Here is a 15,176-nt window from a genome sequence, read left to right as displayed (position 1 = left end):
CGGAGGGCGTACGGAAATACACCGTTGACTATCTTGACCTACTGAAGAAACATCCCCAGTCTTATGGGAGCGCTCCCGCCAACGTCCCCCATCGATTGAAGAAAGGGGCAGATCATGCGAAGAGTCCTCGTCGCACTCTGCGCCGCCCTGCTAGCCGCCGCCGGCGCGGTCATCGCGCTCGGCAGCCCCGCCTACGCCGCCACCGGACTGCACGTCGTCGGCACCGACATCTACGAGGCGAACGGCAACAAGTTCGTCATGCGTGGCGTCAACCACGCCCACACCTGGTACACCAGCCAGACCAGCTCGTTCGCCAACATCAAGGCAGCCGGCGCGAACACCGTCCGGGTGGTGCTCTCCGGCGGCCGCTGGACCGCGAACAGCGCGAGCGACGTGGCCAACGTGATCTCGATGTGCAAGGCCAACAAGCTGATCTGCGTCCTGGAGGACCACGACACCACCGGGTACGGCGAGGACAGCGCCGCCTACACCCTCGACCAGGCGGTCAACTACTGGATCAGCCTGAAGAGCGTGCTGGCCGGCCAGGAGGACTACATCGCGATCAACATCGGGAACGAGCCGATCGGCAACACCAACCCGAGCCAGTGGACCGCCGCCACCACCGCCGCGATCAAGAAGATGCGCGACAACGGCTTCCAGCACCTGCTGATGATCGACGCCCCGAACTGGGGCCAGGACTGGCAGCAGGTGATGCTCGCCAACGGCCAGGCGGTGCTGGACGCGGACGCCCAGCACAACACCATCCTGTCGATCCACATGTACGCGGTCTACAACCAGGCGTCGACGATCACCTCGTACCTGGACACCTTCAAGTCCAAGGGCTGGCCGCTGCTGATCGGCGAGTTCGGCTGGCAGTTCGCGGCCGGTGAGGTCGACGACCAGACGGTGATCTCGGAAGCGGTCAAGCGCGGCCTCGGTTACCTCGGCTGGTCCTGGTCCGGCAACACCGACCCGGTCCTGGACATGGTGCTCAGCTTCGACGTCAACCAGAAGACCACCTGGTACGGCCGGGTCTTCGACGGCCCCAACGGGATCAAGGCCACCGCCAGGGAGGCCACCGTCTTCGGCGGCACCTCGACCTCGTCCCCGTCGGTGCCGCCGTCGTCGCCCTCGGTCCCGCCGTCGTCGTCCCCGTCGCAGCCGACCGGCAAGACCTGCTCGGCGACCTACGCGATCACCGGGCAGTGGCCGGGCGGCTTCCAGGGTGAGGTCAAGGTGACCGCCGGCGGCTCGGCGATCAGCGGCTGGACCGTCACCTGGACCTACGCCAACGGCCAGACCGTCGCCAACGCCTGGTCCGCCACCGTGACCAGTAGCGGCGCCACGGTCACCGCCAAGAACGCCGGCTACAACGGCAGCCTGGCCGCCAAGGGCAGCACGTCCTTCGGCTTCCTCGGCTCCTGGACCGGCACCAACTCGATCCCCACCCCAAGCTGCACCGCCAGCTGATCCCGATTCACGGAGGGGCCGCGACGCGCGGCCCCTCCACCCGTTCACCCCGCTTTCGGTACGCCCGCGCGCGGCATAAAGGTTCCGTAAGCGTCTGCCTGACGGTCGTCGAATGGCCGGTTTCAGAGCATGGAGGTGCCCTGATCCGCCGACCGTTGTGGTGGTGCCGCCGTGCTGCGAGTGCTGACGACCCTGCTCACGACCCTGCTCGTGGTGCTGACCGGCGCGCAGCCGGCCGCCGCGATCGCCTACGGCCGGGACGCCGGCGACGGGCAGTGGGCGTTCTCGGCGCGGCTGACCATGACCGGCATCCCGACCGAGGACCACGGCAGCCGGGACAGCTGGTGCTCGGGAGCGCTGATCGCGCCCCGCTGGGTGATCACCGCCGGGCACTGCTTCCGGGACGCGGACGGTGAGCGGGTCGCCCGTACCGTCGCGGAGAAGACCACCGCTACCGTCAGCGGCCGCCGGGTCGAGGTGGTCGGGGTCCGGCAGGCGCAGTCCGCGGACGTCGCGCTCGCCGAGCTGGCCGAGGCGGTCACCGGCGTCGCGCCGCTCGTCGTCGGCGACCGCGCGCCGCAGCCGGGGGAGCAGGTCCGGCTGACCGGGTACGGCCTGGCCGGCACCGGGACGGAGATCCCGGAGCGGCTGCAGACCGGCACGTTCGTCGTCGACCGGGTCGGCGACACCGTCCTGGAGATCTCCGGCCGCAGCCCGCACCGGTACACCAGCGCCTGCCCGCACGACTCCGGCGGACCCTACTTCCGGGAGGACCCGCCGACGCTGGTGGCGGTGGTCAGCAGCGGCCCGTCCTGCCCGCACGAGGGCGCCGACCTCAGCGCCCGCACTGACAACCTGGCCGGCTGGATCGGCGACACGATCGGCGGCCGGACCGGTCCGCTCGACGACCCGCGCACCGCGGTGGCCGCCGGCGCCGCGCTGCTGCTGGCACTGGTGGCGGCGGTGGCCCTGGCCCGCTCGCAGCGCACCCGGGCGGAGGCCGGTCGCTGGCGGCACCGGGCTCCGAACGGCCCGCGAGTCGGCTCCCGTCCGGCCCGCGAGCCGCAGGCCGGCTCCCGGACCGCGCGCGGGCCGGAAGTCAGCTCTCGCTCAGCGGGCTGAACTGGACGCCGGCCAGCCGCCGTCCTGCCGCACCCAGGTCTGACCGGCCCGCACGGTCAGCGCCATCCGATGGCCCTGCCAGGTCGACTCGCTGCGCTGGACCAGGCGCACGATCGCCGCGCCGTCGTAGCGGCACACCTCAACGTCGCTGCTGGTCAGGCTCAGGTAGGCGAAACCGGCGAACTTGCCGAGCCACTGCTGCTTGTCCAGCACCCGGCCCTGGTCCCCGATGGAGCGGAAGTCATCGGCCAGCAGCGCGTCCAGCGCCTCGGTGTCGGCGTGCAACTCGGCCTCGTCGAAGGCGCGCACGAGCCGGTCAGCGTCGAAAGTCATCCGTCGATTGTCGTGCCGAGGCTCGCGTAGCCGCGGTGCACCGCGCCCAGCGACGCCGCCGCGCCGAACGGGGAGCGGGCGGCCACCTCAGCGGCTGCGGCGCCGTCGGCGTGCCCCTGCCGGATCAGCCGGTCCAGCTCGGCGAGCTGCCGGTGCTGGGCGGTCACGAACGCGCGGTCCACCGGCGCGCCGTGCCCGGGCATCACGACCCCGTCCGGCGCGACCAGGCGCAGCAGCGCGGCGACCGTGTCCGGCCACTCCAGAGGAAAGGCGTCTTTACCGTACGACGGGGGCGCGCCCTCCTCGACCAGGTCACCGGCGAGCACCACGCCGGCGTCCGGCACCGTGACGACCAGGTCGCCGGCGGTGTGCCCGCGCCCGAGGTGGTGCAGCCGCACGGGCCGCCCGGCCAGGTCCACGGTCGCCTCGGCGCGCACCAGCCGGTCGGGCACCCGCACGGTCACCTCGGCCAGCCCGGTGGCCAGCTCCGGCTCGCTCGGCAGCCATGCCTCGTACCAGAAATGTTGCAAGGTCTTGAAGTTGTCGCGCAGCTCGCGGGCGGCCTCCTCGTGCGCCCAGACCGGTGAGCCGGGGCCGGCGAGCGTGGCGTTGCCGAAGCAGTGGTCGAAGTGGTGGTGGGTGTTCACCACGATCAGCGGGTCCCGGGTGATCCGGCGGATCGCCTCGGCCAGCTCACCGGCCTGCGCCGCCGTGGACAGCGTGTCGACCACCAGCGCCGCCCCGGGCGCGGTGACCAGCGTGACATTCACGTCCAGCACCGGGTACCGCAGCACGTACACCCGGTCGGCGACCTCGCGGAAGCCCCCGTGCTCGCTCATCGGGGCAGCTTAGCGTCCTCCGGCGGGGCGCTCCGGTCAGGCGAGCGTGGCCACCCGCTCGCGCAGCAGGCCCTGCACGGTGGCGACCGCCGTCCGGGCGTCCTCGATCAGCTCGTGCGGGTTCTCGCCGGTCGGGTCGTCCCACTCGGAGCGGATCGCGTACTCGGCGTCGACCACCCGGGCCCAGGCCCGCCGGAGGTCCGGGTCGGCGTAGAGGTCCACCCGCGCCGAGAGGCGGCCCGGGTGCTGCACGTCGGGCATCTGGTCGAGGAACCCGTCGCGTTGGCTGAGGTCGACCAGCAGGCGGTTGTCCAGGTTCTCCAGGAACTCCATCAGGTCGAGGAAGAGCGCGGCGCGGGTGTCGCGCAGCTTCTCGGCGCGCTGCCGGCGCCCCTGCTGCTCGTCGCGGCGGCTGGTGCCCAGATGGGTCACCAGAGCGCCGAGCACCGCACCGAGCACGCCGATCCCGCCGGCGATGACCGGAGTCCACACTGTCGTGTCTGCCACGCGGGCATGGTAATGAGGTCAGGCACGCTTCTCCTGAGCCGCTCGCACCGCCTCGACCGCCGCCTCCCGGGTGTCGGCGAAGTGCAACGGGACGAACTGGCCGCTTCCGGACCGGCCGCACCGGACCAGGATGCCGGCCACCAGGACGCCGCGCGGCGGATCCCAGGTCACCAGCGGGGAGAACCGGGCCTCGGCGCCCGATGCCGCCGCGGCGTCCGCCACCTTCTCCGCCGCGACGGCCTCCGGTGACGGCTGGTCCGACATCCAGCCGATCACCCGGCCGGCACGCACGTCGTCGCCGTCCAGGGTCGCGCACCACAGCGGGTACGCCTGCGGAATGACCGACACCGCCACCTCCCCGTCCTCGTCCCGCCATTGTCCGGCAAACCGGCGGGCCACCTGGCCGGTATCCGGACACCCGTGGCTAAGCTCGTGGCGATCGAAAGGGTGTGGTGATGACCGACGTGGTGCGGACGCTGCGGTGGTGCGGGGCGGGTGCCGTGGTGCTGTTCGGCGTCCTCCCGGCGGTGATGCTGACCCTGCTGGTGACCGGCGGCCGCACGCCCGGCTCGGTGGGGCTGGTCCTGGTCCCCGGCATCGCGCTGGTGGTCTGCGCGCTGATCCTCGCGGTGCGCGGCGTCACCAACCCGGACCCGGAGACGAGCGCGCAGCTGATGCGGCGCAGCATGGCCTTCGTGGCCGGCGCCGACCTGCTGATGCTCGGCGGCAACGCGTTGATCCGGATGGCCGCCGGCTGACATCATTCGACCCTGTGTGGATTCCTACCGACGACGAGATCCGATCGCTGCACGAGCGGGCCGCGCCGACACCGGAGGCCTTCGCGTCGGTGTTCACGCACTGCCGGATCGTCTGCCGGATCGCCGAGCAGCTCCTCGACCGGCTCGGCCTCGACCTGAACCGTGACCTGGTCCGGGCCGGCTGCCTGCTGCACGACATCGGCGTCTACCGGCTCTACGGCCGCGACGGCGTCCTCGACTACCCGAACTACATCCGGCACGGCGTGCTCGGCCACGAGCTGCTGGCCGCCGAGGGCTTCCCCGAGGAGCTGTGCCGGTTCTGCTCCTGCCACACCGGCGTCGGCGTCACCCGGGCCGACGTGCTCGACCAGGGCCTGCCCCTGCCGCCGGCCGACTACGTCCCGGCGACCGGCGAGGAGGAGCTGGTCATGTACGCCGACAAGTTCCACAGCAAGAAGAACCCGCCGGTCTTCGTCTCGGCGGCGGCGTACACGGTGAGCGTCGGCCGTTTCGGCCCGGACAAGGCGGCCCGCTTCACCGACCTGGTCACCACCTACGGCGAGCCGGACCTCGCGTCGCTGGCCAGCGAATATGGCCACAGGATGATGTGACGGGCCGAGGCGAACGCTGGTCCGTCCGTCGTTTGATTCCTCACGGTCGGGCTCATCCCCGGTGCCCCAATCCGGCGTGTCAGAGGGAGCCCGGTGTACCTGTCTGCCGCAACTGCCACCGCTCCGCCGGGTAAACCCGCGTCGACCCGTCAGGCAAGGTCACCACGAACAGGGGCACACCCTCACCGATGTTGTGCCCCGCTCGTTCGGCCGAGATCGGCATCCGGCCGGTCATCACTGCTCCGGCCGGTGACCCCAGCGCTGGAAGCCGGCAGCGGTCCGTGATTGTCCGTATCGATGGTGTCCCGCAGTTGCGGTGAAGATCGGCAGAGGGGTCTTCTTGCCGGCCTGTCCTCATCCGGCAGCCTCAGGATTCCGGCCCAGCCACCTCGGGATGCAGGTCAGGCCGCCCGAGTGGGGCGGGCCTGCGCGGGACGGCCGGTATCGCCGATCGGGTGTCCGGCGCGGGTCGTGCTGCCGTTGCGGAGGGCTGCCGGGCGAGGGTGGCGTGCAGTTGGGCAAGCCGAACCCGGGCGTCGAAGAGCTGCCAGTCGTAGGCGTCTTCCGGTGTTCGGTCCGGGCCGGCGTTGAGCATTTCGTACAGTTCGTCGGCGTCGCGAGTGAGCTGTTCGGCGCGGGCACGGTGCTGATCGGGGGTCATGCCGTTCATGGTTCCAGTTCGACCCAGTACATGCTGTCCGCCTCCGCTGGAGTGAGCGACCGGTCGGAGACGACGACCGCGTGCCGGTCGGTGCCGGTGTTGGCGTCGGGGGGCTGTAGATGGCTCCTTGCGTGATGTCGGCGATGGCTGCAGCGAGTGCTCCTCGATCTAGCATGCTCGCGGTGGTCCCGACTCAGAATCAGATGGGTCATGGGTCTCATGCCGGTTGGTCCGCCCGTCGACGATGCGCAGGTGGGTGGGGTGCCAGTACCGGCCGCCGGGCAGCCAGTCGTACGGCGACTGCTGCCACCGGACCCGCAGCTCGACCATGCCGGACTCGGCGCCGACGGCGGTGATCTGGCCGTCGTGGGTGCGGCCGGCGGCGATCCAAATGAGGACAGGGCCACGCAGGTGGCTGCTACCTCGTCGAGGGGCGTGCGAATGACGATAGGTGGCTACGGTTGCCGAGTATGTGAAACGGGCCAGGCCGGGGAGAGGCAGGTGGAACCGTCCAAGCCGCCCTGTCGGCGTGGTCAGCCACTTAAAGAACCGTGAGTACCTGTCAAGATCTGTTCATCGAGAAGGTCAGATGCAAGGATCGTGACGTGCTCAGCGAGTCGTTCTTCGCCACCACGGCGCAAGTTCTCCCCGCCCTTCTAATCGCATTTGCCGTCGAAGTCAGCGCGCTACTCAGGGATCCACTGACTGGCTGGCGTCACAATGTCCGCAGGTTCTACACAAGCGCGTACAAGGCCATCGAGGGGGAGCCCGACTGGTCTCTGTTCCGGCAATGGTTTCGCCGCTACGAGCAAGCCGAGTTGAGCCGGTTCAAGACTCGCCTGTTTCTCACTGCCCATACCGTCCTCGGGCTCATCGTTGTTGGCGAGATCGCAGCCGTCTGGATGCTCGCCGCCGGCGGCCGGGCCAGCATGTTAGCCGCCCCGGCGGGGATCATCTGCATGCTTACGATGACTGCCACGACGGTCATAGCAGCCATCATGCCGTTGGCCCGGTTGCGCTTAGAAGTGGGCCTGAAGCTGACTTCCTGGAATCAGCGCGCCAAGAGGCGGCTCATCACCGTGCATCGGAAGCGCACGCCAGTCGCCGAGTGGCACAGGACCGAAGTCGCAGAGCACGAAGACGCGAACGCGCCATAGAAGCTGAGCGAGTGCATCGCCTGTGTGTCTCGGTTACGACCGGATGCTCGGCAGGCGGTCAGGCAGAGAGCCGCACACCGTATGCAGTTAGGTGCGTCAGGTGGTCCCAGCATGCGGCGACCCTGGATCATGCCGACTTCGTGGTACTGGAACATGTGGGCTCATAGCAGAAAATCCTTGCGCAGGCCGCCGTCATCGTTGGCGACTACGACTCAGCACGCGATCTCGGAAGGGCGCCTGGACAGTGAATGGACGCCGCATCGTCGCCGCAGCGGCGGCGCTCGCGCGGGCTGCGGGATGCACCCCCGCCTCGACAGACAAGGGCGCTTCCTTGCCGACTCGCCCGCTCGCCCGCTCGCCGAAGTCAACCAGCAAGCCAAGTCCGACGCGAAAGTGATCGCGGCTGCGGACGGCGCCCATGAACCGCCGGCGCTTGGTGACGGCACGCTGCCCTGAATACTCGACGGGATCTCTGCGCCGGGGCGGTGAGCCGGGTGGGGCGAGCCGAACCCCTTTCACCCGTCCAGTCGGCTCAAAAAGGCAGCACGGTGAGGCGGTCACGGATCAGCTCGAAGCGGGCCGGTTGGATCAACGGACAGTGCAGCATCACTTCGTCGGGCACGAGGAATCCGCCACGCTGCTGCCGCACCTCGACGATCTGCAACGCCTGTTCGGGGGTGATCTCGAGGCCGTGCACCAGCCACTCGGCCGGAACGTGGTTGATGTCGATCAGGCCGCCGTCATCGAACTGACGGTTCGGGACGTCGGGCCGACCCACCTTCAGTTCGAACGCAGCGACCGGATTCTGCACAACCAGCTCTTGAGCCTCGCGGCGGCGTTGCGCGCGCGCAGCGGCCTGAGCAAGCGCCAGCGTGTTCCCTGATGGTGTCGCCGGCACCGGAGGTGGCTCGTTCGCGCCCCGGTTACGCACCAGCCGCTGCAAAAAGACGACATGCCCGGTGCCGATCGTCCAGACCAGTACATGGCAGCCGACGACGAGGTTGTAAGGCCGACTGTCGACGATGAATGCGTCGACACCGACGATGTAGCCGATCACCTCGATCAGGTAGCCGACTGCGACTGCCATGTGCAGCTTGGATTTGAGCCGGTAGCCGCCGTAAAGCACCATCACGAAGGTGGCCAGGCCAGCCGACAGCAGCGGGACCAGGAACCACCACTGCGTCTGGAGATAACGGGCCAGCGGTGGCGGTGGTGCCGGACGCAGTGGGACGGATGGCGGTTCGTGCGGGTGCATGCGCACACGATAAGAAGCCTCACCGCTGGTGGAGGGCTTCGCCGTTCAGCTGTTCGGAGGGTTCTGGCTCGCTGAACGACGGAACAAGGATCAGCGGCAATACGTCATATTCACCCAGTCGGTAGCCTCCTGTCGGCTCCGCTGATGAACTTGAAGCGGCGCACCGTATGCCATACGTCGACGCATTATTCACGGCGACCGCTCGAGCTGGCACAAGCCCGCACGAACTGCTGTTGGCCGGGAATCTGGGGCCGGTCGCAGTTCGTGCGGCAGTCCGGCAGGGAGTTGCTGGCGCAGCGTTGACACGGCGGCTGGTGACACCGACAGACGGGCGCGGCGACGTCAGTTGAGCGGCCGGCGCACGACACCAGTCCCGCCGCAGGTGACATCTTGCAGCCCGGCCGACGACGCTTCGCAGTCGTCCGAGGGGCAACTGGACCAGCGAGCCGATCTGACGATATGCGGCGGGGTGGTTCCATCGTCGCAGTGACTCCTGTCGATGTGGAGGCGCGACGCCGACCATGCTGGCCAGCGCGGATGGCCGTCTGCAACATCATTGGTACCGATCGCAGCTCACCCGCCGGGCGGGTGAATGTTGTCCTCGCTGCCGGCTGGAACCGCCACTGAAGCTTCGGTAGAGGCACCAAGTACCGGTGGCCTGGAGAACGGCGGTTGGACCAACGTGACCATAAGGCTGGTACCGGATGGCGACATGCCTAGCGGATCATGATCGTACGGCTATTGGACTGCTCCATCCGGAGGCTGCCGGCCGATGATCGGTCCGGGCTAGCGTGGCAAGCCGTGGAAGATCATCTAGGTCTGACCGACCCGGCGGTCATCAAACGGCTGACTCGAGCCCATCGGGAGGACTTCGCATCCGCACGCCCGCGGATCGCGGTCCCGGCCCCGCTGCCGGATCGGCAGTCGGTGTACCGGCACTACGAGCAGCATGCGCTGCAGGGCGTCCGGTTCTTCGACCGGGCAGGCCGGGCCCGGGCGCGGCAGACGGCAGCCGACTACACCGACCAGTGGATCGCCCTGCAGCAAGTTGAGAGCGAAGCGCAACGAGCAGCGCAGCAGGCCGGATTCGACGATCAGTGGCGGCGGCTGGCCAGCAACGACCAAGATACGGTCCTCGGAGTGCTGGCGTCCGCGTTCGACGGGGTCCCCGCCTACGTTCCGGTGGCGATCATGCACGTTGACGACGACCGGACAACCCTGGCGCTGGTCGCGGCGACAGACAGCGCCCTTCCTGCAGGACTGACCGGCGTGCAACGGGCACAGGTGCACACCGCGATGGTGAAAAGCCACTCGCTTGCTGCCGTCAGGCAGACATTCGCGTTGGCACCAGGCATCCAATCTGTCCGCGCCGTGGTGGTCCGCAACGATCTGCGCCGCCCCTGCATTCTCGCCTTCTCGCTGGCCCGGGCGGCGATCGAGCACATCCGTTGGGACACCGCCGACGCTGACGAGATCATCGAGGCGTGGGCATCCCACGTGTGTCTCCGCCCGGAACCGCATGGTGAGCTTGGTGCCATCGACGACCTGCTCGACGAGGAGTCCGCCGAGCTGGCCAGAGACGCCCAGAACGAGGTGGCGCAGCGGCTGGCAAGGCAGACTGCGGGGGATGGGCACGGGGCGAGCGGTTTCGCCGTTATCGACGTCGAGACGAGTGGCCTGTCGCCCGAGTACGACCGGGTCATCGAGGTGGCGGTCGTCGCGACCGACAGCAACGGTAATGTCGTCGACGAGTGGACGACGCTGGTGAACCCGGAAGGGCCGGTCGGCAAGACCAGCCTCCACCGAATCACGGCTGCCGATGTAGCAGACGCGCCGCGGTTCACCGACATCGTGGGAGAGCTGACCCTGCGGTTGGCCGGCCGCGTCATCGTCGGTCACAACGTTCAATTCGATCTGCGGTTCCTGCACGCCGAATTCGCCCGGGCGCGGCTGCGGCTGCCGCACCTGGTGTCGCTGTGCACCTACCGGGAAAGTCACGACTACCTGCCCGGTCTGCAGCGGCGTCGGCTGCCCGACTGCTGCCACGCCGCAGGGGTCGTCCTCACCGACGCCCATGCGGCCTTGGAGGATGCCCGCGCCACCGCCGGGCTGCTGCGCATATACCTCGGTTCCGGTCACCGGCGGGCAGCTGAGCACCGGCGGCTACCGGCGCAGGCGGCCCAGGTCCCCTGGCCGCAAATACCGCAGTCCGCCGTGGTTGCCAAGCCGCGGCCACCGGCGGTGCCGCCGCCGATCCCTGCCCCGGCCGGCGCGCTGGCAGCGCTGTTGGAAGATCTGCCGGTCGCCGACGTCTTGCCCGATGGCGCGCCACCCTCAGCCGCCGGATACCTCGAGTTACTCGCCGAAGCGCTCGACGACGGCGTACTCACCGAAGACGAAGCGGCGGCGTTGGCGGATCACGCCCGGTTCGCGGGTCTTAGCCGGACGGACGTTGACGCAGCCCATGAAGGCTTCGTTCTGGCGCTCGCTCGCCAGGCGGTCGCCGATGGCCGCGTGACCATGGACGAGCGGCGCGAACTAAACAACGCGGCTGCGGTGCTTGGACTGCCGGTCAGCATGGTCAAGCGGCTGCTCTCGGCAGCCGACGCGGAATGGCTTGCGCAGCTGAGCCGCGACCGTCGACCGCTGCCGCCGGGATGGACGTACGGCGAACCGCTGCGCGTCGGCGACAAGGTGGCGTTCACCGGCGGCGAGCCGAACCGGCGCGAGCGCCTCGAGATCGCGGCGCAGGCGGCCGGGCTGCGCGTGATGAACAATGTATCCAGGCTGACTGCCGTGCTGGTCACGCCGGAAGCTCGCCCGGAATCTCGAAAAGGTGAGGCGGCCGGCCAGCACGGCACCCGTATCTTGCGGCCCGGTGTGTTCGAGCAAATGCTCGCCTACGTGCAACCTGCCGCGCTGACCGTCGCGCCGCCTGAAGACCAGACTGCGGCAGCGAAAGCCGTGGGAAGGGATGTTCCTGGGATCCCGGCTTCGCCAGCGGTAATGCGAGCCTGGGCGAGGCAGAACGGGTACGTTGTCGGCCCGCGAGGCCGTCTACCGCAGGAAGTCCAAGCCGCCTATCAAGCCGCGCTCGACCAAGCCGGGATTGCCGAGGCGGCACGCTGATAACACGACGAGCGATTGACGTGAGCGACAGCGCGGACCGGCAGGTCCGAGCGTGGTGCCCAGCCGGCCAGCCAGGGCCCCGTAGGTCGGCGAGGACACCACCCGCACCGCACCGCGAACGCCTGGCCAAGACGATCCGTACGCCGAAGGCCGGGACCTGATCCGACACACGTCGGCCGCCGCGGATGACAGCGACGCCCTGCTCACATGTCGGTCGGTGGGCGTCCCGAGTTCGGCCAGCTACCGCGACGAACAGTCGCCGAGGGCACTAGCCACTGGCGCGGCTAGTGCCCTCGGCGGGATCAGCGGGGATGAATCGGATCCCAACGTTGACCGGGCCTGTTGATCGTCACCACCAGGCCGGCACGGCAACGACAACTGCAGCTTCTGCAGCGGCAACCTCTGCGATGGTCACGATCATCGAGCGGTGCAGCCGCCACCAAGGCCGGGCCGGCACGCCCTCACAGCTCCGGCGGATCGCTCCGGCCTGATCGCCGCCGTTTCCGGGCCTGCTGACCGGGAACGAGACAACGCCTGCTGCCTTAGACCTGTCCGTGAAGGGCCCTCTCGCACCCAGAGAGAAAGGGCGGCACGCTCATGACGGCACTCCGGAAATCTGTCACTCTCGGCGTCGCGATGACGGTGGCGATCGCGAGCACCACGCTGGGCGCCGGACCGGCGTCCGCTGAGGGATCCACGCACTACGCGAACATTGGGAACCCGGGCTGGTGCCTGGACGGCAACGGAAGCAGTGCCTACCTCCACCGGTGCGGCCACGGGGACATCGACTACCAGCTGTGGCATTACAGCGAGGATGCCGGCCAGCTCACCCTGAAGCACGTCGCGTCCGGCAACTGCCTCACGCTCCTGACCGCGAACTATGTCGGCCTGGGCAGCTGCGACGAGCCGGAAAGCGTCTGGAACGCGGTGGGCAGCCCGCCGTGGGTGAAGTTCGTCAACGTGCCCTACCGCGGATGTCTGCGGCCGGTCGGCACCGAGGTCGGGGGACAGTCGACGTATGACCTCCGCGTGCAGCGGGACTGCGATCTGAACCCCAACACCGCCGACGACCCGGACAGCATCGCCAACGTCCCGAACATCTTCGCCTGGCGCTACCACTGACGGCTTCCCCGGACCGCCCTCGGTGGTCAGAGCAGCCGCCAGTCGGCGTACTCGAAGCCGGGCGCGACCACGCAGCTCACCACCACCGGGTCGGTGCCGGCCGGCTCGGCCGCCTGCCAGCAGCCGGCCGGCACCAGCAACTGCGGCTGCTGACCGGCTGCCAGGTCCGGGCCGAGCAGCAACGGCTGCTCGGCGCCCGGCCGCTCGCCGGTCCCGCCGAGAGTCAGCGTCAACGGGCCGCCGGAGTGCCAGAACCACAGCTCGTCCGAGCGCACCACGTGCCACGCCGACCGTTCGCCCGGGTGGAGCAGGAAGTAGATGGCGGTCGCCGCGGCGCGCCGCCCGTCGTATCCGTCCGGCCGGAAGGTGTGCGGCGACCGCCAGGTCTCCCGGAACCACCCGCCCTCCGGATGCGGCGTCATGTCGAACTGCTCGGCCAGCGGCGGTCGGTCGGTCATGCCGGGGACTTTATGCAACCCGGTCGTGGAGTCGCGGACTGATTCAGCGCGGAAACCGGGACGGGCGGCCGGTCGGCGGCTTGAATGACGATCATGACCCTGCTGCACGCGACCGCGACCGATCAGGTGCCTCGCAAGTTCATCGCGACCATCCCGGCGCATGACGGGCCGGCATCGTTCACCATCGCCAACCCGATCCACCCGGACGTCGACGTGGTGGCGAGCCTCTACACCCCGGACGGTGGCTGGGTCTCCGGCGGCTTCCGGCCTACCCCCACGGAACTGACGTTCAGCTTCGAAGTCGCCGGTGGACCGTACCGGGTGGTGTTGATCGGCTAGGCACGAGCGCCATTGGCCGATAGCGATCACCCATTCGGATGACCGGGCTTGCGCTGACGGCCCATAGCTGCCCGTCGAAGCGTCGGCGTAGCGTCACGCTACAACGGCATCACCAGACGTCAGGGGGAGACGACGGTGACTGAGAAAGACGGCAGCGGCATGCTGATCGCCACCACCGGGCTCGCCGAGGCCTACGGTGTCTCCGAGACGCGGATCGCCTCGTTCATCGCCGAGTTCGAACACACCGACGGCTGCACGAGCTGCGCCTACTCGGTCGCGCAGCACGGCATCCTGCTGGCCATCGCCGACGAGCACCGGCAGCAGTGCGTGCAGGCCGAGTGCCGCACGTGCACGGCGATCCGGTGCGGGCTGGAGGTCGCGATGGCGGTGCTGCACATCGACATGGAGACCGCGTTGCGGGACATGTCCGACGCGGTCCGTGCCGCCGACGCCGGCGAGGTGGTGGCGATCGGCCGGGTCCGGATGCCGCTGAACGGCCCCTACCGTCCGATGCGCGCGGTCGGCGAGGACACCCGGATCATCGGCGGCGAGGAGAAGTGACGCCGGTCTGACGACGGGCGTCCATGTCCTACGGTGGCTGCCGTGACGGAGCATCCACCGGAGTCGACGGAGGACCGGGTCGCCGGCACGGGCCTGGCCTTGGGCCTCGCGTCCGTGGCGGCCGTGGCGCTGCTGTGCTGCCTGCCGGGGGCCGCCTTCGTCGGCGGGCTCGACTCGAGCTGCGGCGACGGCTTCGGTCACGGATGCCGGGACGTGTCCGGTCCGGCCTTCACCGTCTGGCCGTTCGTGACCGGCGGCGTGGCGGTCCTGGCGTTCCTGGCGCTGGTCTGCATCCCGCTCCGGGCGATGAGTCTGCGCCTGCTGGCCGGCCTCCTCATCGTGGTGCCGCCGCTGGCCAACGCCCTCGTCGCGTTCGTCGAGATGGCCGAGAGCGGCTCCCCCTGACCCGCCGCACCGCCCACGGCAGCGCAGCCGTAGTGGCAGCAGACAGCCTCCGATGCTCATGGCTGCCTGAAGACCACCTTCGCTGCCGCCATGCCCTTCCCACCCTCGCGGATCCCTTTCCGGTACGACTGCCGGCCCCGTGGCAGCCGGCCCGCGATGCCCGGCCCACTGACGACCGCAGCGCGTGTCGTGCGGGCCCGCCGGCGCCCCGCAATGCCCGGCCGGCCTACGACCGCAGCGCGACCCACGGTCCGCCGGCGCATCGCGAGGCCCGGCCCACTCACGACCGAGGCGCGACTCACGGTCCCGGCTGGTCCTCACGGGTGCTTCAGGACCGTCGAGACACCCGTGAGGACCAGCCGTTGGACCGGGACGAGCGCGCCCTCCGTTGGCGGATCGCGGGGCCCGGCCGGCCTACGACCGCGGCGCGACTCACGGTCCGCCGGCGG

General features: G+C 69.5%; 17 protein-coding genes. 10 read left to right on the top strand and 7 right to left on the bottom strand.

Annotated elements, in window-relative coordinates; genetic code table 11:
- Window positions 1-114 precede the first annotated feature (114 nt).
- Both BJY16_RS30740 and BJY16_RS30735 read left to right on the top strand, forming a co-directional pair.
- Window positions 115-1,470: a cellulase family glycosylhydrolase gene (locus BJY16_RS30740; RefSeq protein WP_185043036.1), complete on the top strand. Its 1,356-nt coding sequence runs from the start codon at window positions 115-117 to the stop codon at window positions 1,468-1,470.
- A gap of 171 nt (window positions 1,471-1,641) precedes the next feature.
- Window positions 1,642-2,592 (top strand): S1 family peptidase, encoded by a 951-nt coding sequence (locus tag BJY16_RS30735; protein WP_239177982.1) that lies wholly within the window; start codon window positions 1,642-1,644, stop codon window positions 2,590-2,592.
- Here BJY16_RS30735 and BJY16_RS30730 read toward each other — a convergent pair.
- From BJY16_RS30730 to BJY16_RS30715, 4 genes are read right to left on the bottom strand one after another with little or no spacing between them, the layout of a single operon-like run.
- On the bottom strand, window positions 2,581-2,925 hold the full coding sequence (locus BJY16_RS30730; protein ID WP_203759332.1) for a nuclear transport factor 2 family protein: 345 nt from the start codon (window positions 2,923-2,925) through the stop codon (window positions 2,581-2,583). The genes BJY16_RS30735 and BJY16_RS30730 overlap by 12 nt on opposite strands.
- A complete protein-coding gene (locus BJY16_RS30725) occupies window positions 2,922-3,764 on the bottom strand; it encodes an MBL fold metallo-hydrolase (protein ID WP_185043035.1) in 843 nt (280 codons plus the stop codon). Before BJY16_RS30725 ends, BJY16_RS30730 begins: the two co-directional genes overlap by 4 nt.
- 36 nt (window positions 3,765-3,800) lie before the next feature.
- The gene (locus BJY16_RS30720; protein WP_185043034.1) at window positions 3,801-4,271 is read right to left on the bottom strand and encodes a hypothetical protein; all 471 of its coding nucleotides are present in this window, start codon (window positions 4,269-4,271) and stop codon (window positions 3,801-3,803) included.
- A gap of 18 nt (window positions 4,272-4,289) precedes the next feature.
- The gene (locus BJY16_RS30715) at window positions 4,290-4,619 is read right to left on the bottom strand and encodes a hypothetical protein (RefSeq protein WP_185043033.1); all 330 of its coding nucleotides are present in this window, start codon (window positions 4,617-4,619) and stop codon (window positions 4,290-4,292) included.
- Between the two features lie 107 nt (window positions 4,620-4,726).
- Between BJY16_RS30715 and BJY16_RS30710 the strand changes: the two genes are divergently transcribed.
- Together BJY16_RS30710 and BJY16_RS30705 are read left to right on the top strand one after the other, a co-directional pair.
- Entirely contained in the window at window positions 4,727-5,029 is a 303-nt protein-coding gene (locus BJY16_RS30710; protein WP_185043032.1) for a hypothetical protein, read from the top strand.
- A 14-nt stretch (window positions 5,030-5,043) separates the two neighbouring features.
- A complete protein-coding gene (locus tag BJY16_RS30705) occupies window positions 5,044-5,640 on the top strand; it encodes an HD domain-containing protein (protein ID WP_185043031.1) in 597 nt (198 codons plus the stop codon).
- 367 nt (window positions 5,641-6,007) lie between these two features.
- On the opposite strand, the gene BJY16_RS30700 is transcribed toward BJY16_RS30705, so the two are convergent.
- Complete coding sequence (locus tag BJY16_RS30700) at window positions 6,008-6,310, bottom strand: hypothetical protein (RefSeq protein ID WP_221502049.1); 303 nt, start codon at window positions 6,308-6,310, stop codon at window positions 6,008-6,010.
- Between the two features lie 596 nt (window positions 6,311-6,906).
- On the opposite strand from BJY16_RS30700, the gene BJY16_RS30695 reads away from it, so the two are divergent.
- Window positions 6,907-7,458 carry a hypothetical protein gene (locus tag BJY16_RS30695; protein WP_185043029.1) on the top strand — a complete coding sequence of 184 codons (552 nt, stop codon included), beginning with the start codon at window positions 6,907-6,909 and terminating at the stop codon, window positions 7,456-7,458.
- 532 nt (window positions 7,459-7,990) lie between these two features.
- Here the strand turns inward: BJY16_RS30695 and BJY16_RS30690 are convergent.
- Window positions 7,991-8,713, bottom strand: a complete 723-nt coding sequence (locus BJY16_RS30690; RefSeq protein WP_185043028.1) for a ComEA family DNA-binding protein — start codon at window positions 8,711-8,713, stop codon at window positions 7,991-7,993.
- A gap of 801 nt (window positions 8,714-9,514) precedes the next feature.
- Here BJY16_RS30690 and BJY16_RS30685 point away from each other — a divergent pair.
- Together BJY16_RS30685 and BJY16_RS30680 are read left to right on the top strand one after the other, a co-directional pair.
- Window positions 9,515-11,842, top strand: coding sequence for an exonuclease domain-containing protein (locus tag BJY16_RS30685; protein WP_185043027.1), 2,328 nt, complete (start codon window positions 9,515-9,517; stop codon window positions 11,840-11,842).
- 636 nt (window positions 11,843-12,478) lie between these two features.
- Window positions 12,479-12,964, top strand: a complete 486-nt coding sequence (locus BJY16_RS30680) for a ricin-type beta-trefoil lectin domain protein (protein WP_203759330.1) — start codon at window positions 12,479-12,481, stop codon at window positions 12,962-12,964.
- A gap of 26 nt (window positions 12,965-12,990) precedes the next feature.
- On the opposite strand, the gene BJY16_RS30675 is transcribed toward BJY16_RS30680, so the two are convergent.
- Window positions 12,991-13,422: a cupin domain-containing protein gene (locus BJY16_RS30675; RefSeq protein WP_185043025.1), complete on the bottom strand. Its 432-nt coding sequence runs from the start codon at window positions 13,420-13,422 to the stop codon at window positions 12,991-12,993.
- A gap of 93 nt (window positions 13,423-13,515) precedes the next feature.
- Here BJY16_RS30675 and BJY16_RS30670 point away from each other — a divergent pair, with 93 nt between their 5' ends.
- From BJY16_RS30670 to BJY16_RS30660, 3 genes are all read left to right on the top strand, one after another.
- Entirely contained in the window at window positions 13,516-13,761 is a 246-nt protein-coding gene (locus BJY16_RS30670) for a hypothetical protein (RefSeq protein WP_185043024.1), read from the top strand.
- Window positions 13,762-13,896: 135 nt separating this feature from the next.
- Window positions 13,897-14,322: a hypothetical protein gene (locus BJY16_RS30665; protein WP_185043023.1), complete on the top strand. Its 426-nt coding sequence runs from the start codon at window positions 13,897-13,899 to the stop codon at window positions 14,320-14,322.
- A gap of 42 nt (window positions 14,323-14,364) precedes the next feature.
- Window positions 14,365-14,727 (top strand): hypothetical protein, encoded by a 363-nt coding sequence (locus tag BJY16_RS30660; protein WP_185043022.1) that lies wholly within the window; start codon window positions 14,365-14,367, stop codon window positions 14,725-14,727.
- Window positions 14,728-15,176 lie beyond the last annotated feature (449 nt).

It is taken from the genome of Actinoplanes octamycinicus (assembly GCF_014205225.1).
Lineage (GTDB): Bacteria > Actinomycetota > Actinomycetes > Mycobacteriales > Micromonosporaceae > Actinoplanes > Actinoplanes octamycinicus.
This window is presented reverse-complemented; position numbering and strand designations above follow the sequence as displayed.